Consider the following 24738-nt stretch of genomic DNA (forward strand, 5'->3'; position numbering starts at 1 on the left):
GTAGGAGATGCAATTCCCATGACAGACGCACTCAAGCGCCTCTCCGACGAGGGCGTGGCGATCTGGCTGGACGACCTGTCCCGCAAGCGCATCACGTCCGGCAACCTGGCCGAGCTCATCGACCAGTCGCACGTGGTCGGTGTCACCACCAACCCGGCGATCTTCCAGAAGGCCATCAGCGGCGGCGAGGGCTACGAGCAGCAGCTCACCGACCTCGCGACGCGCAAGGTCACCGTGGACGAGGCCCTGCGCATGATCACGACGGCGGACGTCCGCGACGCCGCCGACATCCTGCGGCCGGTCTACGACCGCACGGACGGCCAGGACGGCCGCGTGTCCATCGAGGTCGACCCCCGTCTGGCCCACCAGACCGCGGCGACCGTGGCCGAGGCCAAGCAGCTGGCCTGGCTGGTGGACCGCCCGAACACGCTCATCAAGATCCCGGCGACCAAGGCCGGCCTGCCGGCGATCACCGAGGTCATCGGCAAGGGCATCAGCGTCAACGTCACGCTGATCTTCTCGCTGGCGCGCTACCGCGAGGTCATGGACGCGTACCTGGCGGGTCTGGAGAAGGCCAAGGCCGCCGGCCTGGACCTCTCCCTGATCCACTCGGTCGCCTCCTTCTTCGTGTCCCGCGTGGACAGCGAGATCGACAAGCGCCTGGACGCCGTCGGCACCGACGAGGCGAAGGCCCTCAAGGGCAAGGCGGCGCTCGCCAACGCCCGGCTGGCCTACGAGGCGTACGAGGAGGTCTTCTCCTCCGACCGGTGGAACGCCCTGGAGCGTGTCGGCGCCAACAAGCAGCGTGCGCTGTGGGCCTCGACGGGCGTCAAGGACCCGGCGTACAAGGACACCCTGTACGTGGACGACCTGGTCGCCCCGAACACGGTGAACACCATGCCGGAGGCCACCCTGGAGGCCGCCGCCGACCACGGCCGGATCACGGGTGACACCGTGCGCGGGACCTACGAGCAGGCGCGCGCCGAGCTCGACGCGGTCGCGAAGCTGGGCATCTCGTACGACGATGTGGTGCAGCTGCTCGAGGACGAGGGCGTCGAGAAGTTCGAGGCGTCCTGGAACGACCTGCTGAAGTCGACCGAGGCGGAGCTTGAGCGCCTCGCCCCCACGGAGGCCTGAACACCTTGTCTGTAAACGGAGCGAACCCGCTTCGTGACGCACAGGACCGGCGGCTCCCGCGCATCGCGGGGCCGTCCGGCCTGGTCATTTTCGGCGTTACGGGTGACCTGTCGCGCAAGAAGCTGATGCCTGCCGTCTACGACCTGGCCAACCGCGGTCTTCTCCCGCCGGGCTTCTCGCTGATCGGGTTCGCCCGCCGCGAGTGGGAGCACGAGGACTTCGCCCAGGAGGTGTACGAGGCCGTCAAGGAGCACTCGCGCACGCCGTTCCGGGAGGAGGTCTGGCAGCAGCTGGTACAGGGCTGCCGGTTCGTGCAGGGCGACTTCGACGACGACGCGGCCTTCGAGACCCTGAAGGCGACGATCGACGACCTCGACAAGGCGCAGGGCACGGGCGGCAACTTCGCCTTCTACCTGTCCGTCCCGCCGAAGTTCTTCCCCAAGGTGGTCCAGAAGCTCAAGGACCACGGTCTGGCGCAGAAGGAGGGCTCCTGGCGGCGTGCCGTCATCGAGAAGCCCTTCGGCCACAACCTGAAGAGCGCCGAGGAACTCAACAAGGTCGTCCACGAGGTCTTCCCGCGTGACGAGGTCTTCCGGATCGACCACTACCTCGGCAAGGAGACCGTCCAGAACATCCTGGCGCTCCGCTTCGCCAACACGATGTTCGAGCCGCTCTGGAACCGGTCGTACGTCGACCACGTCCAGATCACCATGGCCGAGGACATCGGCATCGGCGGCCGGGCGGGGTACTACGACGGCATCGGCGCGGCCCGTGACGTCATCCAGAACCATCTGCTCCAGCTGCTCGCGCTGACGGCGATGGAGGAGCCCGGCTCCTTCCACCCCAAGGCGCTGGTGGCGGAGAAGCTGAAGGTGCTGACCGCCGTGCAGCTGCCCGACGACCTGGGCAAGCACACCGTGCGCGGCCAGTACGCGGCGGCGTGGCAGGGCGGCGAGAAGGTCGTCGGGTACCTCGAAGAGGACGGCATCGACCCCAAGTCGAAGACCGACACCTACGCGGCCATCCGCCTGGAGATCAACAACCGCCGCTGGGCGGGCGTCCCGTTCTACCTGCGGACCGGCAAGCGCCTGGGCCGCCGGGTGACCGAGATCGCGGTCGTCTTCAAGCGGGCCCCGTACCTCCCGTTCGAGTCGGGCGCGACCGAGGAGCTGGGGCAGAACGCCCTGGTCATCCGGGTCCAGCCGGACGAGGGCGTGACGGTCCGCTTCGGCTCCAAGGTTCCGGGCACCTCCATGGAGGTGCGGGACGTCACGATGGACTTCGCCTACGGCGAGTCCTTCACGGAGTCGAGCCCCGAGGCGTACGAGCGGCTCATCCTCGACGTGCTCCTCGGCGACGCGAACCTCTTCCCGCGTCACCAGGAGGTCGAGCTCTCCTGGAACATCCTCGACCCGATCGAGGAGTACTGGGACAAGCACGGCAAGCCCGCGCAGTACCCGGCGGGCACCTGGGGTCCGGTCGAGGCGGACGAGATGCTCGCACGAGACGGACGGAGCTGGCGCCGGCCATGAAGATCGACCTGACGGAGACCAACTCCAGCAAGATCAACGCCGCGTTGGTGCAGGCACGCCGGGACATCGGCACGCCGGCCATCGGCATGGTCCTCACGCTGGTGATCGTGACCGACGAGGAGAACGCGTACGACGCGCTCAAGTCGGCGAACGACGCGTCCCACGAACACCCCTCGCGGATCGTCGTCGTCGTCAAGCGGGTCAGCCGCTCGCCGCGCAGCCGCCAGGTCGCCCGTCTCGACGCGGAAGTCCGCGTCGGGGCGGACTCCGGCACCGGCGAGACGGTTGTGCTCCGCCTTCACGGCGAACTGGTCGACCACGCCCAGTCGGTGGTTCTCCCTCTTCTGCTGCCGGACGCCCCCGTGGTGGTCTGGTGGCCGGACGGCGCCCCCTCGGACCTGGCGGGCGACCCGCTGGGTGCGCTGGGCCAGCGCCGGATCACGGACACGTACGCCACCGAGGACCCGATCGGGGCCCTCGGCGGGCGGGCCGCGGCGTACGCGCCCGGGGACACGGACCTGTCGTGGACCCGGATCACGCCGTGGCGCTCCATGCTGGCGGCCGCGCTGGACCAGCAGAACCTGTCGGTGTCCTCGGCGACCGTCGAGGGCGAGGCCGACAACCCGAGTTGCGAGCTGCTGGCCATGTGGCTGGCGGACCGGCTCCAGGTCCCCGTCAAGCGCACGCTGTCGTCGGGCCCCGGCCTGACGGCGGTGCGGCTGGAGACCAAGGACGGCGCGATCGTCCTGGACCGGGCGGACGGGGCGCTGGCCACGCTGTGCATGCCGGGGCAGCCCGACCGTGCGGTGGCGCTCAAGCGCCGCGACACGGCCGAGCTCCTGGCGGAGGAGCTGCGCCGGCTGGACCCGGACAACACGTACGAGGCTTCGCTGAAGTTCGGCGTGTCGAAGCTGGACTCGTCCACGCCGGCCGAGGCTCCGGCCGAGGTCTCCGCCGAGGCCGAGGCCAAGGCCGAGGCCCCGAAGCCGGCGGCCAAGCCGGCGAAGAAGGCCGCGGCCAAGTAACCCGGCCCTGCGGGTCCGCTGCTCCGGCTCCGACCCGGACGCCGGTGGGGCTGCACATGCTGCTGCGCGGCATGTGCAGCCCCGCCCGGCTTTTCAGGGCCGGCTCCGCGCACCGGTACCCGCACACCACCAGACCTACCGACAAGGCGGCAGCACATGGGTATGACGACTCCCCAGGTCGTCGTCCACCGGGACAAGGAGCTGATGGCCCAGGCCACGGCGGCCCGGCTCATCACGAAGATCGTGGACGCGCAGACGGCCCGCGGCAGCGCGTCCGTCGTCCTCACCGGCGGCCGCAACGGCAACGGCCTCCTCGCGGCGCTCGCCGCCGCCCCGGCCCGGGACGCGGTCGACTGGTCGCGCCTCGACCTGTGGTGGGGCGACGAGCGTTACGTCCCCGCCGACGACCCCGAGCGCAACCACACCCAGGCCCGTGCGGCCCTCCTGGACTCCGTCCCGGTGGATCCAGCCCGGGTACACGTCATGCCGGCCTCTGACGGCCCGTACGGCAACGACGTGGACGCCGCCGCGGCGGCGTACGCGGCCGAGCTGGCGGCGGCGGCCGGGCCGGAGGACCACGGCCCGGTCCCCCGCTTCGACGTGCTGATGCTGGGCGTCGGCCCCGACACCCACGTGGCCTCGCTCTTCCCGGAACACCCGGCGACCCGTGAGGCCGTACGCACGGTGGTCGGCGTCCACGGTGCCCCGAAGCCCCCGCCCACCCGGATCTCCCTGACGCTCCCGGCGATCCGGGCCGCCCGAGAGGTCTGGCTCCTCGCGGCGGGCGAGGACAAGGCCGGCGCGGTGTCCATCGCCCTCGGCGGCGCCGGGGAGTTCCAGGCCCCGGCAGCGGCCGCCTACGGCCGCTCCCGCACCCTGTGGCTCCTGGACCGCGCGGCAGCCGCCAAGCTCCCCTCCGGGATGTACCCGCCGGCCTCCTGACGTACGGCGAAGCGCCCCGCACCGACCGGTGCGGGGCGCTTCCTCATGTCAGGCGTGTCAGGTGTGTCAGCCGCGGCCGCGCAACTCACGGTAGGCGGCCACCAGGGCCTTCGTCGAGGCGTCCAGGCCCGGTACGTCCGCACCCTCCGTCAGCGCGGGCTCGACCCGCTTGGCGAGGACCTTGCCGAGCTCCACGCCCCACTGGTCGAAGGAGTCGATGTTCCACACCGCGCCCTGGACGAACACCTTGTGCTCGTACAGGGCGATCAGCTGGCCCAGCACCGCCGGGGTGAGCTCGGCGGCCAGGATGGTGGTCGTCGGGTGGTTCCCGTGGAAGGTCTTGTGCGGGACCAGCGACTCGGCGGCGCCCTCCGCCCGTACCTCGTCGGCCGTCTTGCCGAAGGCCAGTGCCTGGGTCTGCGCGAAGAAGTTCGCCATCAGCAGGTCGTGCTGGGCGGCGAGGGAGGAGCCCAGCTCCGCCACCGGGCGCGCGAAGCCGATGAAGTCCGCGGGGATCATCTTCGTCCCCTGGTGGATCAGCTGGTAGTAGGCGTGCTGCCCGTTGGTGCCGGGCGTGCCCCACACCACCGGACCCGTCTGCCACTCCACCGGACTGCCCTCGCGGTCCACCGACTTGCCGTTGGACTCCATGTCCAGCTGCTGCAAGTAGGCGGTGAAGCGGGAGAGGTAGTGGCTGTACGGGAGCACCGCGTGCGACTGCGCGTCGAAGAAGTTGCCGTACCAGATGCCCAACAGGCCCAGCAGCAGCGGGGCGTTCTCCTCCGGCGGCGCCGTGCGGAAGTGCCGGTCCATGGTGTGGAAGCCGCCGAGCAGCTCGCGGAAGGCGTCCGGACCGATCGCGATCATCAGGGAGAGGCCGATGGCCGAGTCGAAGGAGTAGCGGCCGCCGACCCAGTCCCAGAAGCCGAACATGTTGGCCGGATCGATGCCGAAGCCGGTCACCTTCTCGGCGTTGGTCGACAGCGCCACGAAGTGCCGCGCCACGGCCGCCGTGTCACCGCCGAGCCCCGCCAGCAGCCATTCGCGCGCCGAAGTGGCGTTGGTGATGGTCTCGATGGTGGTGAAGGTCTTGGAGGCGATGATGAACAGCGTCTCGGCCGGGTCCAGGTCGCGCACGGCCTCGTGCAGGTCCGCGCCGTCCACGTTGGACACGAAGCGCACCGTCAGATCGCGGTCGGCGAAGGCGCGCAGCGCCTCGTAGGCCATCGCGGGACCCAGGTCGGAGCCGCCGATACCGATGTTGACGACGTTCCTGATGCGCTTTCCGGTGAAGCCGGTCCACTGACCCGACCTGACCTGGCCGGAGAAGGCCGCCATCTTGTCGAGTACGGCGTGCACCTCGGGGACGACGTTCTCGCCGTCCACCTCGACGACGGCGTCCGCCGGAGCGCGCAGGGCGGTGTGCAGGACCGCCCGGCCCTCGGTCACGTTGATCTTCTCGCCGCGGAACATCGCCTCGCGCAGCTCGGCCACGCCCGTCGCCGCCGCCAGTTCGCGCAGCAGCGTCAGCGTCTCGTCGGTCACGAGGTGCTTCGAGTAGTCGATGTGCAGGTCCCCGGCGCGCAGGGTGTAGCCGGCGCCGCGGCCCGGATTCTCCTCGAACAGCTCCCGCAGATGCGTCTGCCCGAGCTCCTCCCGGTGCTTGCCGAGTGCGAGCCACTCCGGCGTCCGGTTGAGCTTCGTACGTCCCTCACGTCGCCCACCACCACCCTCGCTTGACGCGCTTCGCGCGGCGGCCTGATTTGCGTTCATCTCGGACATCAACCCACTTCTTCCGTCCTGTCGTGCCCCGCCGGGCTCCAACTTAAGGGATGCGAAGCGGCGTATCGGACATCGCCTTCGGCCCGGACACGCACGAAGAGGCCCGGTCACGCAGGAGAAGACTCCTGGGTGACCGGGCCTCAATTCACACGCGTCGGGCGGATTCAGATCTCTCCGCGCAGTTTGGCGAGGGCCTCGGCGAGGATCGCCTCGCCGTCGGCGTCCGTGCGCCGCTCCCGCACGTACGCCAGGTGCGTCTTGTACGGCTCGGTACGCGGCGGCGCCGGCGGGTTGTCCCGGTCCTGGCCGGCCGGGAACCCGCAGCGCGGGCAGTCCCAGGTGTCCGGCACCTGCGCGTCGCTGGCGAAGCTCGGCTGCGTCTCGTGCCCGTTGGAGCACCAGAAGGAGATGCGCAGGCGGGGCGCGGACTCGCCGCGCTCGGCCTCACCCATCGGCCCCGCGCCGACCCGGCTACCACGGATCGCGTTGCCACTTGCCACGGTCGTAACTCCCCTGCGTGATGGTGCCGCCAAGCATGAGGTATGTCTGCTCAAGACACCCCGGGTACGAAAAGCCCAACTCACGTTCAGCGTGCGGAGGGATCGTCCCCCCTCAGGCGCGGGGAGCAGAATAACTCGTTCCGCAACCAGGGTGCAGGACCTCATGATAGGCCGGGCACCGCCGACCGGACTGCCGGAATGGCCAGAACGGTCAGCTGCTCGACTTCGACAGGAGGCCGAGCGCCATGATGCACACGAACCACAGGACACCGACCACGACGGTGATGCGGTCCAGGTTGCGCTCCGCGACGGAGGAGCCACCGACGGACGACTGCATGCCGCCGCCGAACATGTCGGAAAGGCCGCCGCCCTTGCCCTTGTGCATCAGCACGAGCAGCATCAGCAGGGCGCTGAAGACGATCAGGGCGATCGAGAACCCCATAATCACGGCTGATTCCTACTTTCTGGCTTTTCTGGCTTTCCGGCTGTGTGCTGGATGTGCGCGAGGGCCAGCGGCTGGTGTTCAGCCTCTGGCCCCCGCAAGGGTACGACGGATCCGTCCTACCGCATACTCACTGGTCGCGGAAGCGGACGATCTTGACGAACTCGTCCGCGTCCAGTGCGGCGCCGCCGATCAGGGCTCCGTCGACGTCGGGCTGGGCCATGATCGCCGCGATGTTCCCGGACTTCACCGAGCCGCCGTACTGGATGCGGACCTTGTCGGCCAGCTCCTGCGAGTACAGCTCCGCGAGACGGCCGCGGATCGCACCGCAGACCTCCTGGGCGTCCTCGGGGGTGGCGACCTCGCCGGTCCCGATGGCCCACACGGGCTCGTAGGCGATCACGATGGACTCGACCTGCTCGGCCGGGATGTCCCCCAGGCCGCCGTCGACCTGCTTCAGCGTGTACTCGACCTGCTGGCCGGCCTTGCGGATGTCCAGGCCCTCGCCGACGCACAGGATCGGGGTGAGCCCGTGGCGGTAGGCGGCCTTGACCTTGGCGTTGCAGAGCTCGTCGGTCTCGGCGTGGTACTGGCGGCGCTCGCTGTGGCCGACGGCCACGTACGTGCACTTCAGCTTCGAGAGCATCGAGCCGGAGATCTCGCCGGTGTAGGCGCCGGAGTCGTGCGCGGAGATGTCCTGCGCGCCGAACTTGATCTTCAGCTTGTCGCCCTCGACCAGGGTCTGGACGGAGCGCAGGTCGACGAAGGGCGGCAGGACCGCGACCTCGACGGCGTCGTAGTCCTTGTCGGCGAGCGCGAAGGCGAGCTTCTGGGTGTGGGCGATGGCCTCGAGGTGGTTGAGGTTCATCTTCCAGTTGCCCGCCATCAGCGGGGTGCGGCCGTTCTCAACTGCGGTCATTACGGGTCAGCCCTCCAGGGCGGCGAGGCCGGGGAGCGTCTTGCCCTCGAGGTATTCGAGGGAAGCGCCACCACCGGTGGAAATGTGGCCGAAAGCCTTCTCGTCGAAGCCGAGCGTACGCACGGCCGCGGCCGAGTCGCCGCCGCCGACGACGGTGAAGGCGCTGCTGTCGACCAGGGCCTGCGCGATGGCCGTGGTGCCGCCCGCGTAGTCCGGGTGCTCGAAGACGCCGACCGGGCCGTTCCAGAAGACGGTCTCGGCATCGGCGATCTTCGACGCGTAGAGCTCGCGCGTCCTGGGGCCGATGTCCAGGCCTTCCTTGTCCTCGGGGATGCCGTCCGCGTCGACCGTCTCGAAGGTGGCCGGGGTCTTGCCCTTGAGGTCGGGGAACTCCGCCGAGACCAGCACGTCGACCGGGAGCACCAGCTCGACGCCGGTCTCCTTCGCGCGCTTCATGTACTCGGTGACCTGCGGGATCTGGTCCTCCTGGAGGAGGGAGATGCCGACCTCGTGGCCGAGGGCCTTGAGGAAGGTGTACGCCATGCCGCCGCCGATGAGGATGCGGTCGGCCTTGCCGAGCAGCTGGTCGATGACGGCGAGCTTGTCGGAGACCTTGGCGCCGCCGAGGACGACGACGTAGGGGCGCTCGACCTCGTCGGTCAGCTTCTTCAGGACGCCGACCTCGGTGGCGATGAGGTAGCCGGCCGCGTGCGGGAGGCGCGCGGGGAGGTCGAAGACCGAGGCGTGCTTGCGGTGGACGGCGCCGAAGCCGTCGCCGACGTAGACGTCGGCGAGCTCCGCGAGCTGGTCCGCGAAGGCGCCGCGCTCGGCGTCGTCCTTCGCGGTCTCACCGGCGTTGAAGCGCAGGTTCTCGATGACGGCGACCTGGCCGTCGGCGAGGGCGGCGACGGTCTCCTTGGCGGAGTCGCCGACGGTGTCGGTGGCGAACGCCACGTCCGCACCGAGCAGTTCGCCGAGCCGGACGGCGGCCGGGGCCAGCGAGAAGGCCGGGTCCGGGGCGCCCTTGGGGCGGCCCAGGTGCGAGGCCACGATGACGCGGGCGCCGGAGGCGGCGAGCTTCGCGATCGTGGGCTGGACGGCGCGGATGCGGCCGTCGTCGGTGATGGTGCCCTCGGCCAGCGGGACGTTGAGGTCCGCGCGGACGAAGACCCGCTTGCCCTTGACGCCTTCGGCGAGCAGTTCGTCGATCGTCTTCATGTGTTTCTACTCCTTTGTGCCCTTCGCTCGAAGGGCGAGGAAGGGAGAACGAGGCAAGCAACAGGGCCCGTGCGGCGCTTCGTCGCGCTGCCCGGACCCTGTGCTCACACCGTGGTGCCTTACCTAGAACCGGGCGACCTTAGAGCTGGCCACCGACGAAGACCGTGAGGTCGACGAGACGGTTGGAGTAGCCCCACTCGTTGTCGTACCAGCCGACGACCTTAACCTGCGTCCCCTCCTGGACCATCGTCAGGGAGGAGTCGAAGGTGCAGGACGCGGGCCAGTTCACGATGTCGGAAGAGACGATCGCGTCCTCGGTGTAGTCGAGGATGCCCTTGAGCTGACCCTCCGCGGCCTTCTGGAAGGCGGCGTTGATCTCTTCCACGGTGGTCTCGCGGGAGAGCTCAAGGACCAGGTCCGTGACCGAGCCGGTCGGGACCGGGACGCGCATGGCGATGCCGTCCAGCTTGCCCTTGAGCTGCGGGAGGACCAGCGCGGTGGCCTTGGCGGCACCGGTCGAGGTCGGGATGATGTTCTCGGCGGCGGCGCGGGCGCGGCGCAGGTCCGAGTGCGGGAAGTCCAGGATGCGCTGGTCGTTCGTGTACGCGTGGACCGTCGTCATCATGCCCTTGACGATGCCGAAGTTCTCGTCGAGGACCTTGGCCATCGGCGCCACGCAGTTGGTGGTGCAGGAGGCGTTGGAGATGACGTGGTGGTTGGCCGCGTCGTACTTGTCCTGGTTGACGCCCATCACGATCGTGATGTCCTCGTCCTTGGCCGGAGCCGAGATGAGGACCTTCTTCGCGCCTGCGGCGATGTGCTTGGCGGCGTCGGCCTTCTTGGTGAAGATGCCGGTCGACTCGATGACGATGTCGGCGCCCAGCTCACCCCAGGGGAGGTTCGCGGGGTCACGCTCGGCGAAGGTCTTGAAGGTGTTGCCGCCGACCGTGATGGTGTCGGCGGTGTGGGAGACCTCGTGCTTGAGGCGGCCCAGGATCGTGTCGTACTTGAGCAGGTGCACCAGGGTGGCGTTGTCAGTCAGGTCGTTGACACCGACGATCTCGATGTCCGCTCCCTGCTCAAGGAGCGCCCGGAAGTAGTTGCGGCCAATTCGGCCAAAACCGTTGATGCCTACGCGGATCGTCACGAACCGATCTCCTCGTTGGTGCGCCGGTAAGAGCGCCGGCGAGCTGTAAATGGGATGTCCCCGACCGCTTACGACCCTACCTCTCCGTGAGCTTTTGGGTGACATCGGTCGGAGCCTGACACGCCCCGAGGTCCGGCGCCGGAAGCTCCGGAACGGGACCTCGGGACCTCGTGCGCCGTCACTCAGGGTGAGTGCCGGGAGGGCCGCTGATCAGCGGTTCAGCGCTCGCAGCGCCTTACCGACGAGTAGCGCGCGGTCCGCGGGGGCCGGCAGGTGTTCCAGGCCGAAGCCGAGGAGCACGGTGTCACGCGTAGTGACCGCGGCATAGGACTTGAAGAGCTCTCCGGTCCGGGCCCAGTCGCCGGGAACTTCAGGGCTTCCCACAGGCGCGCCCTGGGCGGTCCAGGCGCCGAGGGAGGTCTCGAACCCCTCCACGGCCTGGTCCGCGCCGCCGACCTTCAGGCGTGCCTCGTCCGCGAAGACGCCGCGGCCGCCGGAGCCTCCGTCGGTGATGTAGGAGAGCGAGACCTCGACGGTCTTGCCCGCGTAGGCGCTCAGGTCGAAGGAGACCTGCTTCCAGCCGCCGGAGGAGCCCGTGAAGCTGTTCCACGCGCCGCTGGTGCCCTTGGCGGTGCAGCCGCCGCCGTCCAGGGTGAGGTAATGGCGCAGGAACGGGTGGCCGTTGACGAAGAACCCGGCGCCGCACTCCTCGGGAACGGCCGTGCTGCTCAGGCCGCCCGCGTCCGGCAGGGTGGTCCAGTCGTCCGCGCCCACCGTGTGCGCCTCCAGCACGGCGTGGTCGTAGGCCTCCTCGGTGTTCCAGCTCAGCGCGAGCGCCAGCTGCGGCTTGTCGGCGGCGGTGACCTTGGTCAGGTCGACCGTGCGGACCAGCCGCTTCCAGTCGTCGTCCTCGTGGAGGGCCGAGGCCATCGAGCTGCCCGCGTAGGGGGCGTACGGGTTCACGACCCCTGTGAACTGGCCCGCCTGCGCGCTCTTGAACTGCGGGAACTGCGCGGGGGCCAGGGTCTCGGAGGTCACGGTGTAGGAGCCGGGGGCGTTCAGCGGGTTGCCCGCGGCGTCACCGAGGCCGCCCTTCGCGCCGTTCAGCGGCCCGGCGCCGGTGAAGCCGTTGGCACCGGGGGTGCTGGTACGGCCGTACGCGCCGAGCCAGTACTGGCTGAAGTCGTTGGTCACGGCGCGGCCGACCTGGGCGTTGCCGCCCGCCAGCTCACCGGCCTCGATCAGCTTGCCGCCCTCGTTCAGGAAGTCGCGCACCGCCAGCTGGGTGTCGCCGCCGGGGGTCTTGGCGCCGGTGTAGTGGACGGCCGTACCGAAGTGGGACAGCACACCGAGGTGGTGCGGGACGCCCTGGGTGGCGACGTCCCAGACCGCGGCGGACCTGCCGTTGGCGCGCAGGGCGTCGACGTAGGTCTGGGCGTGCTGGGCCTTGGTGCCCTCCTCCGCGATCACCAGCACGTCCGCGCGCGGCCGCTCGGCCACCGTGTACGTGAAGTGCTCGCTGGAAACCGTCTTGCCGGAGCGGTCGCGGCCGGTGAACCAGACCTCGACCTTGTCGCCGGGCCTGGCGCCGTCCACCTCGGCCCGGTACTCGTCGAACCAGTTGTTGTCGTCGCCGCCGTAGACGTCGCCGCCCTTCCAGGCCCTCAGGTCCTCGTCGTGCGTGCGGCCGCCGTTGATCCTGAAGTTGAGCTCCTTGTCCTTCAGCGCCTTGCGGGCCGTGACGGCGACCGTCTGGTCCTCGCCGCGGGCGACGTAGGAGGTGGTGAAGGGGTCGAGCGTGAAGTCGGCGGCGCTCAGGCCCACGGAGGACGCCGGCCGGTCCGGGTGCGCGGCGCTCTCGCCGACCGAGAGGGCGAAGGAGACGTTCTTGGCGAACTCCGCCTGGATGAGCTTCTCGTCGTCCGGGAAGTTGAAGCCGGAGGCGCAGTCCTCGGGCTTCCACTGGTCGTTCGGGTCGCTCGCGGAGGCCGTCTGGCAGGTGGTCATCTCCGGCGTGAACATCATGACGCCGTTGACGTTGGAGGCGTGGCCGTCGGCCTCGCCGTTGGTGGTGTAGAGCTCGGAGGAGACCTGTGGGTAGTAGCCGGGGACGGCGGGGTTCTCCGGGGTGCCGGCGAGCGCCTTGTAGGCGATGTCGTCGGGGGTGGGGGTGGCCACCTGCCAGCCCACGCCGTAGAGCAGCAGCTCGGCGGCGGAGTGGTAGTTGACGGCGTACTCGAAGCCGATGCGCTTCTCGAAGGCGTCGAGGGCGGCGGTCTCGGGCTCGGAGGACGCCTTGGGGCCGCGGTAGGTCTCGCTCGCCTGCCTGGGCGAGGAGCCCTCGTTGTCGTAACCCCACTTGAAGGCGAAGTTCCGGTTGAGGTCGACCCCGTCGCCGGTGGTGATCTTGCCGTCGCCGTTGTTGTCGCGCAGGTTCTTGCGCCACAGCCGCTCGCCGTCGGGCGCGTGCGTGAAGTCGTACCCGTCGGGGTTGGCCGAGAGCAGGAACCACAGCTCCGTGGAGTCCACGAGGCTGGTGATCCTCGGGTCCTTGCCGTAGTTGTCGAGGGTGTGGTGCATCAGCCGCCGGGTCATCTCGGGGGTGATCCACTCACGGGCGTGCTGGTTGGACATGTAGAGCACGGACGGCTTGTCGCCGTCCTTGGTCTTCCTGGCGTTCTTGCTGACCTTGAGGGCGAGGATGTCCTTGCCCTGGACGGTCTTGCCGATGGAGACGACCTTGGTGAGCGCCGGGTTCTGCTGGGCGGTCCGCAGGATCTCCTCCTGGAGACCGCCCTTGCCGCTGTACGGGCGGAACACGCCGTCCCCGGCGGCCTTGGCGCGGGCCAGGCCCTCGGCCGGGACCTTGCGTTCGGTGAGCTTGACGCCCTGGGCGGTGAGCTCCCCGGCCTGGGCGCCGGTGAGGAAGAGCTCGACGGCAGCGGTGCCGGTCTGCGGGACCTGCTTGTTGAGCTCGTGCGCGTCCTGGCCGGCCGCGAGGACGAGCGGGACCTGCTCCCGGGTGATGTCGGCGTCGTAGACCCGCACTTCGGCATCGGATGCGGCGGTGGAACCCGGTTGGGCCTGCGCCGCGCCGGGCAGTACGGCAAGTGTGGTTCCGAAGACGAGTGCGCTTGCGGCGAGGATCGATCTCGCGCGGTGCCTCATGTGCCCCCCTGGGCGTCGTCTGCCACGAAAGCGTTCGGACGCCAGCCTCAAGACCGGCCCATGCTCATGTCAATGGGGCCTACGGGAAAGGGACCCGCGCGGGTGATCGCGTGGGTCCCTTTGACGTACGGCTTCACGGCTAACCGGCCATGTTGTCGGCCATCTCCTCGCTGAGGTCGAGGTTGGACTCCGTACCCGGGATGCCGAGGTCCTGGGCCCGCTTGTCGGCCATCGCCAGCAGACGGCGGATCCGGCCCGCGACGGCGTCCTTGGTCAGCGGCGGGTCGGCGAGCGCGCCGAGCTCCTCCAGGGAGGCCTGCTTGTGCTCCATGCGCAGCCGGCCGGCCGCGGCGAGGTGCTCGGGGACCTCCTCGCCGAGGATCTCCAGCGCGCGCTGGACGCGGGCTCCGGCGGCCACCGCGGCCCGCGCCGAGCGGCGCAGGTTGGCGTCGTCGAAGTTGGCGAGGCGGTTGGCGGTGGCGCGCACTTCGCGCCGCATCCGCCGCTCCTCCCAGGCCAGCACCGACTCGTGCGCGCCGAGCCGGGTCAGCAGCGCGCCGATCGCGTCGCCGTCACGGACCACGACCCGGTCGACCCCGCGTACCTCGCGCGCCTTGGCGGCGATGGAGAGCCTGCGGGCGGCGCCCACCAGGGCCAGGGCGGCCTCCGGACCGGGGCAGGTGACCTCCAGGGAGGAGGACCGGCCCGGCTCGGTCAGCGAGCCGTGGGCCAGGAAGGCGCCGCGCCAGGCCGCCTCGGCATCGCAGGTGGCACCGGAGACCACCTGGGGCGGGAGACCCCGGATGGGGCGTCCGCGGCCGTCCACGAGGCCCGTCTGGCGCGCCAGCTGGTCGCCGCCGGCCACGACCCGGACCACGTAGCGGCTGCCGCGGCGCAGTCCGCCCGGGGCCATGACCACCAGGTCCGAGGAGTGGCCGAAGATCTCCAGGATGTCCTTGCGCAGCCGGCGGGCGGCGATCCCGGTGTCCAGCTCCGCCTCGATGACGATGCGGCCGCTCACCAGGTGCAGCCCGCCGGCGAACCGAAGGATCGCCGAGACCTCCGCCTTCCTGCAGCAGGTCCGGGTGACGGGGAGGCGGGAGATCTCATCCTTCACCGCGGGCGTCATCGCCATGGGCCGATCCTTCCATGCATCCGAAAAATACGGTCGTACGCGGCGGCGAGCAGCTCCGGATCATGCTTCGGAGAGCCGTCTTCCCTGGCCACCGGCGCCAGCTCGACCGCGGCACCGAACCGTTTTGCGGCATCGGCCAGGGACTCGCGGTCGGGCACGGCGGCCTCGTCGGCCAGCACCACGTCCAGGGCGAGTTTAGGGGCGTGTCGGGCCAAAACCTCCAAATGACGCTGCGGAGAGAAGCCCTCTGTTTCGCCGGGCTGCGGCGCGAGGTTCAGCGAGAGGACCCTGCGGGCCTTCGTCTCGACCAGTGCGTCCAGCAGTTCCGGCACCAGCAGGTGGGGGATCACGGAGGAGAACCAGGACCCCGGACCGAGCACCACCCAGTCGGCGTCCAGGACGGCCGCGACGGCCTCCGGCACGGCCGGCGGGTCGCCGGGCACGACCTGCACGGAGAGCACCTCGCCGGGGGTGAGGGCGACGGTGGCCTGCCCGCGGACGGTGTCGACGTCCTCGGGGCGCGCCGGGTCGTGGCCCCTGACCAGGGCCTGGAGCTCCAGCGGCACGGCCGACATCGGCAGGACGCGGCCTTGCGCGCCGAGCAGCTTGCCGACCAGGTCGAGGGCCTGGACGGGGTCGCCGAGCTGTTCCCACAGGGCGACGATCAGCAGGTTGCCGACCGCGTGCCCGTGCAGGTCACCCTCGGACTGGAAGCGGTGCTGGATGACGCGGGCCCAGGTCTGGCCCCAGTCGTCGTCCCCGCACAGCGCGGCCAGCGCCTTGCGCAGGTCGCCGGGCGGCAGCACGCCGAGCTCCTCCCGGAGCCGGCCGCTGGATCCGCCGTCGTCGGCGACGGTGACCACGGCGGTGAGGTCACCGGTGATCCGGCGCAAGGCGGCGAGGGAGGCCGACAGGCCCTGGCCGCCGCCCAGCGCGACCACCTTGGGCGCGGTGCCGCGCCGGCGGCCGGAGCGGCGTGCGCCGTCCTCGCCCCGGGAGGGGGCCAGACGGCGCAGGCGGCTCAGCCGCGGGGTCCGTGCGGTCACTCGCGCCCCATGTCCCGGTGGACTACGACGGTCTCGACTCCCTCGGAGGCGAGGCGGGCGGCGAGCTTCTCGGACATGGCCACGCTGCGGTGCTTGCCGCCCGTGCACCCGACCGCGATGGTCACGTACCTCTTGCCCTCGCGGCGGTAGCCGGTGGCGATGAGCTGGAGCAGCTCGGTGTAGCGGTCGAGGAACTCCTTGGCGCCGGGCTGGCTGAAGACGTACCCCGACACCTCCTCGTTGAGCCCGGTGAAGGGGCGCAGCTCCGGCACCCAGTGCGGGTTGGGGATGAAGCGGCAGTCGACGACGAGGTCGGCGTCGACGGGAAGGCCGTACTTGTAGCCGAAGGACATGACGGTGGCCCGCAGCTCGGGCTCCTCGTCCCCGGCGAACTGGGCATCCATCTTGGCGCGCAGCTCGTGCACGTTCAGGCTGGAGGTGTCGATCACCAGGTCGGCGTCGCCGCGCAGCTCGCGCAGCAGGTCGCGCTCGGCCGCGATGCCGTCGGTGATGCGCCCGTCGCCCTGGAGCGGGTGCGGGCGGCGGACCGATTCGAAGCGGCGGACCAGCGCGTCGTCGGAGGACTCCAGGAAGACGATGCGGCGGGTGACGCCCTTGCTGTCGAGGTCGGCGAGGGACTCGCGCAGGGCGTCGAAGAACTGGCGGCCTCGGACGTCGACGACGACGGCGATGCGCGCCACGTTGCCCTGGGAGCGGGCGCCGAGCTCCACCATGGTGGGGATCAGCGCGGGCGGAAGGTTGTCGACGACGAACCAGCCGAGGTCCTCCAGACACTTGGCCGCCGTACTGCGGCCGGCCCCGGACATCCCGGAGATGATCACCAGCTCGGGGATGGCCGCCTCGGCGGTCTCGCCGGGCTCCACTGTCGTGCCCGTACTCACCTGTGCTCCGTCTCGGTCGTGCGTGGTCTCGTGCTCGGTCATTGCTCGGTCCCCCGTTCGGACGATGTTCCCCCAGCTGACGCTGGGAGGTGACCCCACCCGGCTACCGCTGGGAGGAGCCCCCGCCCGCGGGGGCGGGGTTCTCATCCTCAATGATCTCTCCTGTGGCCGTGTTGACGGCAGGACCAGCGGGAACCGCCCGGGCGAGGGCCGCGGCCACGGTCTCCGCCGTCTTGCGGCCTATGCCGGGGACCTCGCAGATCTGGTCGATTGTCGCCTGTCTCAGCTTCTTCACCGAACCGAAGTGCTTGACCAGGGCCTGCTTGCGCGTCTCGCCCAGCCCGGGCACCTCGTCCAGCGGGCCCGCCTTGAGCCGCTTTCCTCGCTTGTTGCGCTGGTACCGGATGGCGAACCGGTGGGCTTCGTCACGTACCCGCTGGAGCAGGTAGAGGCCCTCGCTGGTGCGGGGCAGCACCACCGGGTCGTCCTCGCCGGGCAGCCAGACCTCCTCCAGCCGCTTGGCCAGGCCGCACACGGCCACGTCGTCGACCCCGAGCTCCTCCAGGGCCCGCTTGGCTGCGGCGACCTGCGGCTGCCCGCCGTCGACCACGACCAGCTGCGGCGGGTAAGCGAAGCGCCTGGGCCGCCCGTCCTCCTCGGGCGACGCACCGTCGCCCTCCTCCGGTTCCCACTCCCCGGTCTTCAGCTTCTCCTGGAGGTATCGGCGGAAGCGCCGGGAGACGACCTCGTGCATGGAGCGGACGTCGTCCTGCCCCTCGAAGGATTTGATCTGGAAGCGCCGGTACTCGCTCTTCCTCGCCAGCCCGTCCTCGAAGACGACCATGGAGGCGACCACGTCGTCGCCCTGGAGGTGCGAGATGTCGAAGCACTCGATGCGCAGCGGCGCGCTGTCGAGCTCCAGGGCCTCGGCGATCTCCTCCAGGGCCCGGGAGCGGGTGGTCAGGTCGCTGGCGCGCTTGGTCTTGTGCAGGGCGAGGGACTGCTGCGCGTTGCGGTGGACGGTCTCCATGAGGGCCTTCTTGTCGCCGCGCTGCGGTATGCGCAGGCTTACCTGCGACCCGCGCCGCTCGGCGAGCCACTGGCCCAGCGCGGCCGTGTCCTCGGGGAGCGCCGGGACGAGCACCTCCTTGGGGACGGCCTCGCCCTTCTCCTCTCCGTACAGCTGCTGGAGGGCGTGCTCGACGAGTCCGGCGGTGTCCACGGCCTCGACCTTGTCGGTGACCCATCCGCGCTGGCCGCGGACCCGGCCGCCGCGTACGTGGAAGATCTGCACGGCGGCTTCGAGCTCGTCCTCGGCGACCGCGATGAGGTCGGCGTCGGTGGCGTCGGCGAGGACGACCGCGTTCTTCTCCATGGCGCGGCGCAGCGCCCCGATGTCGTCGCGCAGACGGGCCGCCTTCTCGTACTCCATCTCCTCGGCGGCGTCGTGCATCTCCTGCTCCAGGCGGGAGAGGTACGTCCCGGTCCGGCCGGCCATGAAGTCGCAGAAGTCCTCGGCCAGTTCGCGGTGCTCCTCGGGGGTGACCCGTCCGACGCAGGGCGCGGAGCACTTGCCGATGTAGCCGAGCAGGCAGGGGCGGCCGATCTGGGCGGAGCGCTTGAACACTCCGGCGGAGCAGGTCCGTACCGGGAACACCCGCAGCATCAGGTCGACGGTCTCGCGGATGGCCCAGGCGTGCCCGTACGGACCGAAGTAGCGCACGCCCTTCTTCTTGGGCCCCCGCATGACCTGGACCCGGGGGTACTCCTCGTTGAGGGTGACGGCGAGGGAGGGGTAGCTCTTGTCGTCGCGGTACTTGACGTTGAACCGCGGGTCGTACTCCTTGATCCAGGAGTACTCCAGCTGGAGCGCCTCGACCTCGGTGGAGACGACCGTCCACTCGACGGAGGCGGCGGTGGTCACCATGGTGGCGGTACGGGGGTGCAGCCCGGCGAGGTCCTGGAAATAACTGGCCAGGCGCTGGCGCAGGCTCTTGGCCTTCCCGACGTAGATCACCCGGCGGTGTTCGTCGCGGAATCTGTAGACCCCCGGGGAGTCGGGGATCTGTCCCGGCTTGGGGCGGTAGCTGGAAGGGTCGGCCATGCCAACCACCCTACTGGCGCGGGCTGACAACGGACCGTACCCGTCGCCTCCGGCTGGGCCCCGGGCGGTCCGCGCCGCGGGGCCCGGCCCCCGGCCTCTGGCGGAAGCCGGGGGCCGGGCCCTGCGGGCGCGGGGGCTACGCCTCGGCGGTGACGCGGCGGCGGCGCAGGGTCAGCGCCCCGGCCCCGCCCAGCGCGAGCGCCCCGGCGGCTGCGGCCATCGCCGTCACCGTCGTCGTCCGCGTCGCGTCAGGCTCCGGGGAAGCCGCGAAACCACCGGCCCCGCCACCCTTGGCATAGGCCGAGCCGGGAAGCTTGTCCCCGTACGCCTCGGCGACCCTCGCCCGGTAGGCGCCCAGGCTCGTCCCCCCGGCGCCCACGGCCCGCACCGCGTCCTCGTCCAGCGGCAGCACCCTGCTGTCCCCGGCCACGTACCAGGCGTCTGTCTGCGGCTCCCGGAACACGGTCCCGCCGGGCAGCTTCGCGGCGCCCAGCTGCGCGTAGCGGAATTCGTCGTCGCCGGTGGCGATGTTCACGACCTGCCAGCCGGCCTCCGTCCGCGCGGTCCACAGCACGGCCTGCTGCCCGTCGGAGGAGACCGCCTTGCTGGCGAGGAACTCCAGGCGGGCGACGGGCGCCCCCGCCTTGCCCGCGACGAACTCCGGGGAGAGGTAGCTGACCGGTATCGCCTCCCCCTCTATCCGGGGCTGCGCGGCCGTCAGCGAGACCTTGCCCTCCCGGGCGAAGAAGCGGGAGAGCGTGGCCAGGGTGTCGGGGGCGGTGGCCGCCTGCGCGGCTGCCGCCCGGGTCTCGGCCGTGGCGGCCCGGGGCTGCGGCACGGGGGCGGCGACGGCCTGCGGGGCGAGGCCGAGGAGGGCGGTGGCCGCGAGGACCGCGGTGGCGGCGGTGGCGGTCGCGGCGGTGATGCGCAGGGTCATGGCGCTCACGCCCCGATCCGGTAGAGGGAGTGGGTCCAGGAGAAGGTGCCGTTGTCCACGTACCAGGCGTGCGAGGCCCAGTTGTAGCGGTCGCTGGAGGGCCACGGGTCGCCCCAGTAGACCCAGCTGTTGGCGGTGTCGTAGCCGTAGATCACGTGCATGTGGCCACCGCCGCCCGACCACTGGATCCGGGTCTCGACGGGGCGGTTGTTGTTGATCTCGGTCTGGACGGTGGAGTACTGGAGCCAGCCGGTCACGTAGGAGCCGGAGCTGATGCCCGCCCAGCGCAGGCCGGTCTGGACGTTGCCGAGGGTGGCCTGGTTGTTGGGGCAGTCGTAGCCCTGCTGGCGGTTGAAGGCGGCATTGCAGAACTGGTTCTGGCTGTAGTTGCGGCCGAACCAGGTGGCGATGGTGTTGCCGCCCGCGGCCCAGCACCAGTTGGTCTTCTCCTGCGCCTGCATGGTGATGTTCAGGCGCTTGTACGCGAGGGCGGCGCTTTCGGCTGGGGCGGCGGTGGTATCGGCGGCGGTGGTATCGGCGGCGGTGGCGGTGCCGGCACCGAGGGACAGGGCGAGGAGCAGGGCGGAGATGAAGGCGGCTGGGGAATGCCGCCGGATGCTGTTGCGCATCGCGTTCCTCCCGAGGCGGGGATGTGGGGGTGGAGGAGCGCGTCCGGACGCTGTGGAGGAGCATCAGGGTGTTGTCGGGATCAGGTCAACCCGCTTCAATACGCGGTGACATCGCGGTGTGAACGGTGGGGCTGCGGTGTGAATGGTGACTGTCGTTTCACCTGGTCCGCCAGAGCCGCCGAAGCGGTCCCCCGTGCCCGCACGCGTGAACGTTCACAGAGGAGGCGCCATGCGGCCGACCGGGGACACGGCGGACTCGGCGGACTCGGCAGAACTCAGCCGGCTGCTGCGCGGCGGCCCCTTCCACCTCGCCCTGCGCGCCGCCCTCGCCGCACGCGGACTGCCCCTGCACCGGGTGCAGCACCGGCTCGCGGCCCGGGGCATCAAGGTCGGTGTCACCAGCCTCAGTTACTGGCAGCAAGGCGCCCGGCGGCCGCGGCACGCCGAGTCCCTGCGGGCCGTTACCGCCCTGGAGCAGATCCTGGAGCTGCCCGACGGGGCCCTCGTCCGGCTGCTCCTCTCCCCGGAACCCGCGCCCGGGCCCGCCCGCCCGGCCGCCCGCTCGTACCGGGCCCTGTTCAGCGTCGGCGGGACGGTGGAGCAGCTGCTGGACGGGATGGAACTCCCGTCGGACGGCGGGCTGCACACGCTCGCCCACCACGAGCGGGTCCGCGTCGGCCCGGCGGGCGAGATGCTGGCCCGCGAGTCGCAGCAGATCGTCCGGGCCCACCGGGACGGGGTCGACCGCTACCTCGCCGTCCACCACGGCGATCCGGGCTGCGACGTGTCCCGGATCGGCGTGACGGCGTACGAGAACTGCCGCACGGGCCGCGTGCGGTGCCACCCGGAGGCCGGGGTGGTGGTCGCGGAGCTGCTCTTCGACGCCCGGTTGCGGCGCGGGGACACGTACGTCTTCGGCTACGGCATCGAGGACGGCACGGGCGCCCGCAGCGGCGAGTACGTGCGCGGCTTCAGCTACGCGGGCGGCCAGTACATGCTCCAGGTCCGCTTCGACGAGTCCGCCCTGCCGGTGCGCTGCCGCCGCTTCGCGCGCAGCGGGCCGAAGGCCCCGCGCACCGGACTCGCGGACCTCACGCCGAGCGGCCGCCACCGGGCGGTGCACCTGGTGGAGCAGGCGGTACGGCGCGGGATCCTCGGGATCGTCTGGGACTGGGACTGACCTGGGACCGGGACGGACCGGCTCCGCTCCCGGTCAGCCCGCGACGAGCTTGCCGTTCTCCGCCTTGACGGGGACCGCGGGCAGCGGGTCGGTGGCCGGGCCGCGCAGCACCTTGCCGGTGGCCACGTCGAAGCGGCTGCCGTGGCAGGGGCAGTTGCCCTCGCCCTCGACGATCTTGTCCAGTACGCAGCCGGCGTGCGTGCACTGGGCGCTGAACGCCTTGTACTCGCCCTCCGCCGGGCAGCTGACGATCAGCTTCCGCTCCCGGTACAGCTTCGCCCCGCCGACCGGGACCTCGGCCGCGGCCCCCAGCTCCACGGGGGCGGTGGGCGTCGCGGGGGTGTTCCCGCCGGTGCTGCTCTCGGCGGAGCAGGCCGCGAGTGCCGCTCCGGCGCCGGCCGCTCCCGCGAGCGCGGCGGCGCCCCTGAGTACGGTACGGCGGGCGGGGGACGGCGAGGCGGACATGGAACTCTCCTGGAGAAGCGGGCGGGGCACGGCGCACCCGACGATACCGCCGTCCGATGGGGTACCTTCCCCCGCGTGATCGTCGTCGGCGGAGAAGCCCTCATCGACCTGGTGCCCGTGGCGCGGCCGCCGGGCGCCCTGCTGCCCCGGCCGGGCGGCGGACCGTACAACACCGCTCTCGCGCTCGGCCGCCTCGGCGCCGAGGTGGCCTTCTGCTCCCGGGTCTCGGCCGACGGCTTCGGCGAGAACCTGCTGACCGGGCTGCGGGCGGCCGGCGTGGACCTGTCGCTGGTGCAGCGCGGGCCGGAGCCGACCACCCTCGCCGTGCCCTCGCTGGCCGCGGACGGCTCGGCCTCGTACGGCTTCTACGTCGAGGGCACCGCGGACCGGCTGTTCACCCTGCCGCCCACCCTCCCGGCCTCCGTACGGGCCCTCGCGCTCGGGACCTGCTCACTGGTGCTGGAGCCGGGCGCGAGCGCGTACGAGGCCCTGCTGCGCCGGGAGTCACGGCGCGGGCTGCTGACCTTGCTGGACCCCAACATCCGGCCGGCGCTGATCGCGGATCCGGCGGCCTACCGCGCCCGGTTCCTGACCCGGCTGCTGCCGTACGCGTCCGTCCTCAAACTGTCGGAGGAGGACGCCTTCTGGCTGGGGGGCCGGCCCCGCGACTGGCTGGCGGCGGGGCCGTCGGCCGTGGTCCTGACCCGGGGCGCGGCGGGGCTGACGGTCTGGACGCGGGAGGGCGCGGAGCACTCGGTGGCGGCCCGCCGGGTCACGGTGGCGGACACGATCGGGGCGGGCGACACCGTCAGCGCCGCTCTGCTGCACCGGCTCTCGGATGCGCGGGACCGCGCGGTGGACTGGCCCGACGTGCTGGCCTACGCCGCGCACGCGGCGGCGTTGACCTGCACGCGGGCGGGCGCGGAGCCGCCTTACGCGGCGGAGCTGTAGCGCTTCAGCGCAGCGCGGCCCAGACGGTCCGGGCCACGGCGGGGGCGAACTCCTCCACCGGCTGGACCACGTCCGGACCGGAGAAGTGCAGGAAGAAGGCCCGCTGGAAGCAGGCGCCGAGCAGCAGGGACGCGGCGGCCCGCGGATCGGCGTCGGGGCGCATGCGTCCGGCGTCGAGCTCGCGCCGCAGCCGCCCGGCCAGGGCGTCGATGATCACGTGCGGCCCGGCGCCGATCTTCCGCACGCCCTCGCGGTGGCGGGTGAGCAAGGCGGGGTCGGCGAAGAGCGAGGCCGCCATGGGCATCGCGTCGGCGTAGAAGAGCGAGGCGTGCCGGGCGATGGCGGCGAGCCCCTCCTCGACCGCGTCCTCGCCCGCGTCCTCTTCCGGCTCGGCGAGCAGGGCGGCCATGAGCGGGCCCGCGTTGGGCGTGCGCTCCATCAGCACCCGCACGAACAGCTCTTCCTTGTTCGCGAAGTGCTTGTAGAGAGCGGCCTCGGAGCAGCCGGCCTCGCGGGCGATGGCCTTGGTGGTGGCGCTCGCCAGTCCGCTGGTGCGCATCAGGGTCTCGGCGGCGTCGAGGAGCCGCTCGGGGGTGGGACGGCTTGACTTTGAGGTGAGCATTCACTCACCCTAGTCCAAGCGTGGGTGAGTAAATACTCACCCACCACCTGTTCCGCCTCTTCGACCATGGGGGAATCCATGAAGATCACGGTGTTCGGTGCCACGGGCGGCGTCGGCCGCGAAGTCGTCCGGCAGGCACTCGACGCGGGGCACGAGGTGACCGCGGTGGTCCGCGACCCGGCCCGCCTGACCGTCCCCGCGCACGAGCTGCTCCACGTGGCCACGGTGGCCGACGTGACCGACCAGGAGGCGCTGCTGCCGGTGGTGAGCGGTCAGGACGCGGTGGTCTCCGCACTGGGCGCGGCGTCCAACAAGCAGGCCAAGGAGACTCCCATCGCCGGCCCGGCCCTGGACGCGATCACCTCGGCCATGGACCGGGCGGGCGTGCGGCGGCTGTCCGCCGTCAGCGCCGCTCCGGTCGGTCGGCTGCCGGACGGCGAGGGGGTGTTCACCCGGGCCGTGGTCTACCCGCTGCTGCGCAGGCTGCTGCGGGACCTGTACGCGGACCTCGCGGACATGGAGGCGGTGATGGGGGCGAGCGGTACGCAGTGGACGGTCATCCGCCCGCCGATGCTCCGGAACAAGCCCCATACCGGGACGTACCGGCGCGCGATCGACGGCAACGTGCGGGGCGGCCGGGCCATCGCCCGCGCGGACGTCGCGGACGCGCTCCTGGCGAGCCTGACGGACCCCGCGACCGCGTGCCACGCGGTGGGAGTGGCGTCGTAGGGCCCGGCCCCGCCGCTGGGGCCCAGCCCCGGGCGGCGAACCCGCAACGGCACGGCAGACGCGGAGGGGCGCCGGCCCGAACACCGGCGAAGTCGCAGGCCGCGGCGCCGCTCCCGGTGCTCCGCCCCGGACCCCGCGCCTCAAACGCAGGCGGGGCTGGATTTGGCTCATGTCGCCGTCCGGCGGAGCCGGGGTGCCGCGCAGCGGCAAATCCGGTCCCGCCGGC

The 24738-nt window shown here is 71.3% G+C and carries 22 protein-coding genes; 7 read left to right on the plus strand and 15 right to left on the minus strand.

The window, feature by feature from the left end; translation table 11 throughout:
- Window positions 1–18: 18 nt before the first annotated feature.
- The 4 genes from tal to pgl all read left to right on the plus strand — a co-directional run bounded on the left by tal (window position 19) and on the right by pgl (window position 4636).
- Window positions 19–1137 (plus strand): transaldolase, encoded by a 1119-nt coding sequence (tal, locus tag ACFYOB_RS04350; RefSeq protein ID WP_388554333.1) that lies wholly within the window; start codon window positions 19–21, stop codon window positions 1135–1137.
- 5 nt (window positions 1138–1142) lie between these two features.
- Window positions 1143–2669, plus strand: a complete 1527-nt coding sequence (zwf, locus tag ACFYOB_RS04355) for a glucose-6-phosphate dehydrogenase (protein WP_388554336.1) — start codon at window positions 1143–1145, stop codon at window positions 2667–2669.
- Window positions 2666–3694 carry a glucose-6-phosphate dehydrogenase assembly protein OpcA gene (gene opcA, locus ACFYOB_RS04360; protein WP_388554338.1) on the plus strand — a complete coding sequence of 343 codons (1029 nt, stop codon included), beginning with the start codon at window positions 2666–2668 and terminating at the stop codon, window positions 3692–3694. Before zwf ends, opcA begins: the two co-directional genes overlap by 4 nt.
- A gap of 162 nt (window positions 3695–3856) precedes the next feature.
- Window positions 3857–4636, plus strand: coding sequence for a 6-phosphogluconolactonase (pgl, locus tag ACFYOB_RS04365; protein ID WP_388554341.1), 780 nt, complete (start codon window positions 3857–3859; stop codon window positions 4634–4636).
- Window positions 4637–4702: 66 nt separating this feature from the next.
- Here pgl and pgi read toward each other — a convergent pair whose 3' ends face one another.
- From pgi to ACFYOB_RS04430, 13 genes are all read right to left on the minus strand, one after another.
- A complete protein-coding gene (gene pgi, locus ACFYOB_RS04370; RefSeq protein WP_388555541.1) occupies window positions 4703–6409 on the minus strand; it encodes a glucose-6-phosphate isomerase in 1707 nt (568 codons plus the stop codon).
- Window positions 6410–6582: 173 nt separating this feature from the next.
- Window positions 6583–6870, minus strand: a complete 288-nt coding sequence (locus ACFYOB_RS04375) for an RNA polymerase-binding protein RbpA (RefSeq protein WP_030197743.1) — start codon at window positions 6868–6870, stop codon at window positions 6583–6585.
- 259 nt (window positions 6871–7129) lie between these two features.
- Window positions 7130–7360 carry a preprotein translocase subunit SecG gene (secG, locus tag ACFYOB_RS04380; protein WP_388555544.1) on the minus strand — a complete coding sequence of 77 codons (231 nt, stop codon included), beginning with the start codon at window positions 7358–7360 and terminating at the stop codon, window positions 7130–7132.
- Between the two features lie 130 nt (window positions 7361–7490).
- Window positions 7491–8279, minus strand: coding sequence for a triose-phosphate isomerase (gene tpiA / locus ACFYOB_RS04385; RefSeq protein ID WP_388554344.1), 789 nt, complete (start codon window positions 8277–8279; stop codon window positions 7491–7493).
- 6 nt (window positions 8280–8285) lie between these two features.
- Entirely contained in the window at window positions 8286–9497 is a 1212-nt protein-coding gene (locus ACFYOB_RS04390; protein ID WP_388554347.1) for a phosphoglycerate kinase, read from the minus strand.
- 139 nt (window positions 9498–9636) lie between these two features.
- Window positions 9637–10644 (minus strand): type I glyceraldehyde-3-phosphate dehydrogenase, encoded by a 1008-nt coding sequence (gene gap, locus ACFYOB_RS04395; protein ID WP_328925084.1) that lies wholly within the window; start codon window positions 10642–10644, stop codon window positions 9637–9639.
- 210 nt (window positions 10645–10854) lie between these two features.
- Window positions 10855–13812 carry a M14 family zinc carboxypeptidase gene (locus ACFYOB_RS04400; protein WP_388554350.1) on the minus strand — a complete coding sequence of 986 codons (2958 nt, stop codon included), beginning with the start codon at window positions 13810–13812 and terminating at the stop codon, window positions 10855–10857.
- A 139-nt stretch (window positions 13813–13951) separates the two neighbouring features.
- Window positions 13952–14947, minus strand: a complete 996-nt coding sequence (gene whiA / locus ACFYOB_RS04405) for a DNA-binding protein WhiA (protein WP_030009075.1) — start codon at window positions 14945–14947, stop codon at window positions 13952–13954.
- Complete coding sequence (yvcK, locus tag ACFYOB_RS04410; protein ID WP_328925086.1) at window positions 14938–15993, minus strand: uridine diphosphate-N-acetylglucosamine-binding protein YvcK; 1056 nt, start codon at window positions 15991–15993, stop codon at window positions 14938–14940. The genes whiA and yvcK overlap by 10 nt, the downstream gene beginning before the upstream one ends.
- Entirely contained in the window at window positions 15990–16937 is a 948-nt protein-coding gene (gene rapZ / locus ACFYOB_RS04415) for an RNase adapter RapZ (protein ID WP_030720410.1), read from the minus strand. The genes yvcK and rapZ overlap by 4 nt, the downstream gene beginning before the upstream one ends.
- A gap of 61 nt (window positions 16938–16998) precedes the next feature.
- On the minus strand, window positions 16999–18999 hold the full coding sequence (gene uvrC, locus ACFYOB_RS04420; protein WP_388554353.1) for an excinuclease ABC subunit UvrC: 2001 nt from the start codon (window positions 18997–18999) through the stop codon (window positions 16999–17001).
- Between the two features lie 136 nt (window positions 19000–19135).
- Window positions 19136–19936, minus strand: coding sequence for a hypothetical protein (locus tag ACFYOB_RS04425; protein WP_388555547.1), 801 nt, complete (start codon window positions 19934–19936; stop codon window positions 19136–19138).
- A gap of 5 nt (window positions 19937–19941) precedes the next feature.
- The gene (locus ACFYOB_RS04430; protein WP_388554357.1) at window positions 19942–20565 is read right to left on the minus strand and encodes a papain-like cysteine protease family protein; all 624 of its coding nucleotides are present in this window, start codon (window positions 20563–20565) and stop codon (window positions 19942–19944) included.
- 229 nt (window positions 20566–20794) lie between these two features.
- On the opposite strand from ACFYOB_RS04430, the gene ACFYOB_RS04435 reads away from it, so the two are divergent.
- Window positions 20795–21745, plus strand: coding sequence for a hypothetical protein (locus ACFYOB_RS04435; protein WP_388554360.1), 951 nt, complete (start codon window positions 20795–20797; stop codon window positions 21743–21745).
- A 33-nt stretch (window positions 21746–21778) separates the two neighbouring features.
- Here the strand turns inward: ACFYOB_RS04435 and ACFYOB_RS04440 are convergent, their stop codons facing one another.
- Window positions 21779–22210 carry a Rieske (2Fe-2S) protein gene (locus tag ACFYOB_RS04440; RefSeq protein WP_388554362.1) on the minus strand — a complete coding sequence of 144 codons (432 nt, stop codon included), beginning with the start codon at window positions 22208–22210 and terminating at the stop codon, window positions 21779–21781.
- A gap of 75 nt (window positions 22211–22285) precedes the next feature.
- Here ACFYOB_RS04440 and ACFYOB_RS04445 point away from each other — a divergent pair, with 75 nt between their 5' ends.
- The gene (locus tag ACFYOB_RS04445) at window positions 22286–23161 is read left to right on the plus strand and encodes a carbohydrate kinase (RefSeq protein ID WP_388554364.1); all 876 of its coding nucleotides are present in this window, start codon (window positions 22286–22288) and stop codon (window positions 23159–23161) included.
- A gap of 4 nt (window positions 23162–23165) precedes the next feature.
- Here the strand turns inward: ACFYOB_RS04445 and ACFYOB_RS04450 are convergent, their stop codons facing one another.
- Entirely contained in the window at window positions 23166–23783 is a 618-nt protein-coding gene (locus ACFYOB_RS04450) for a TetR/AcrR family transcriptional regulator (RefSeq protein WP_388554367.1), read from the minus strand.
- 78 nt (window positions 23784–23861) lie between these two features.
- Between ACFYOB_RS04450 and ACFYOB_RS04455 the strand changes: the two genes are divergently transcribed.
- The gene (locus ACFYOB_RS04455) at window positions 23862–24512 is read left to right on the plus strand and encodes an NAD(P)-dependent oxidoreductase (RefSeq protein WP_388554370.1); all 651 of its coding nucleotides are present in this window, start codon (window positions 23862–23864) and stop codon (window positions 24510–24512) included.
- Window positions 24513–24738: the final 226 nt, after the last annotated feature.

Source organism: Streptomyces sp. NPDC006463, assembly GCF_042870715.1.
In the GTDB taxonomy this organism is placed as follows: Bacteria; Actinomycetota; Actinomycetes; order Streptomycetales; family Streptomycetaceae; genus Streptomyces.

What these genes read in the sequence shown, in the direction of transcription:
- tal (WP_388554333.1), top strand. Translation starts at nt 19, where the DNA reads ATGACAGACGCACTCAAGCGCCTCTCCGACGAGGGCGTGGCGATCTGG.
- opcA (WP_388554338.1), top strand. Translation starts at nt 2,666, where the DNA reads ATGAAGATCGACCTGACGGAGACCAACTCCAGCAAGATCAACGCCGCG.
- pgl (WP_388554341.1), top strand. Translation starts at nt 3,857, where the DNA reads ATGACGACTCCCCAGGTCGTCGTCCACCGGGACAAGGAGCTGATGGCC.
- pgi (WP_388555541.1), bottom strand. Translation starts at nt 6,409, where the DNA reads ATGAACGCAAATCAGGCCGCCGCGCGAAGCGCGTCAAGCGAGGGTGGT.
- ACFYOB_RS04375 (WP_030197743.1), bottom strand. Translation starts at nt 6,870, where the DNA reads ATGGGTGAGGCCGAGCGCGGCGAGTCCGCGCCCCGCCTGCGCATCTCC.
- secG (WP_388555544.1), bottom strand. Translation starts at nt 7,360, where the DNA reads ATGGGGTTCTCGATCGCCCTGATCGTCTTCAGCGCCCTGCTGATGCTG.
- tpiA (WP_388554344.1), bottom strand. Translation starts at nt 8,279, where the DNA reads ATGACCGCAGTTGAGAACGGCCGCACCCCGCTGATGGCGGGCAACTGG.
- ACFYOB_RS04390 (WP_388554347.1), bottom strand. Translation starts at nt 9,497, where the DNA reads ATGAAGACGATCGACGAACTGCTCGCCGAAGGCGTCAAGGGCAAGCGG.
- ACFYOB_RS04400 (WP_388554350.1), bottom strand. Translation starts at nt 13,812, where the DNA reads ATGAGGCACCGCGCGAGATCGATCCTCGCCGCAAGCGCACTCGTCTTC.
- whiA (WP_030009075.1), bottom strand. Translation starts at nt 14,947, where the DNA reads ATGGCGATGACGCCCGCGGTGAAGGATGAGATCTCCCGCCTCCCCGTC.
- rapZ (WP_030720410.1), bottom strand. Translation starts at nt 16,937, where the DNA reads ATGACCGAGCACGAGACCACGCACGACCGAGACGGAGCACAGGTGAGT.
- uvrC (WP_388554353.1), bottom strand. Translation starts at nt 18,999, where the DNA reads ATGGCCGACCCTTCCAGCTACCGCCCCAAGCCGGGACAGATCCCCGAC.
- ACFYOB_RS04425 (WP_388555547.1), bottom strand. Translation starts at nt 19,936, where the DNA reads ATGACCCTGCGCATCACCGCCGCGACCGCCACCGCCGCCACCGCGGTC.
- ACFYOB_RS04430 (WP_388554357.1), bottom strand. Translation starts at nt 20,565, where the DNA reads ATGCGCAACAGCATCCGGCGGCATTCCCCAGCCGCCTTCATCTCCGCC.
- ACFYOB_RS04435 (WP_388554360.1), top strand. Translation starts at nt 20,795, where the DNA reads ATGCGGCCGACCGGGGACACGGCGGACTCGGCGGACTCGGCAGAACTC.
- ACFYOB_RS04440 (WP_388554362.1), bottom strand. Translation starts at nt 22,210, where the DNA reads ATGTCCGCCTCGCCGTCCCCCGCCCGCCGTACCGTACTCAGGGGCGCC.
- ACFYOB_RS04450 (WP_388554367.1), bottom strand. Translation starts at nt 23,783, where the DNA reads ATGCTCACCTCAAAGTCAAGCCGTCCCACCCCCGAGCGGCTCCTCGAC.
- ACFYOB_RS04455 (WP_388554370.1), top strand. Translation starts at nt 23,862, where the DNA reads ATGAAGATCACGGTGTTCGGTGCCACGGGCGGCGTCGGCCGCGAAGTC.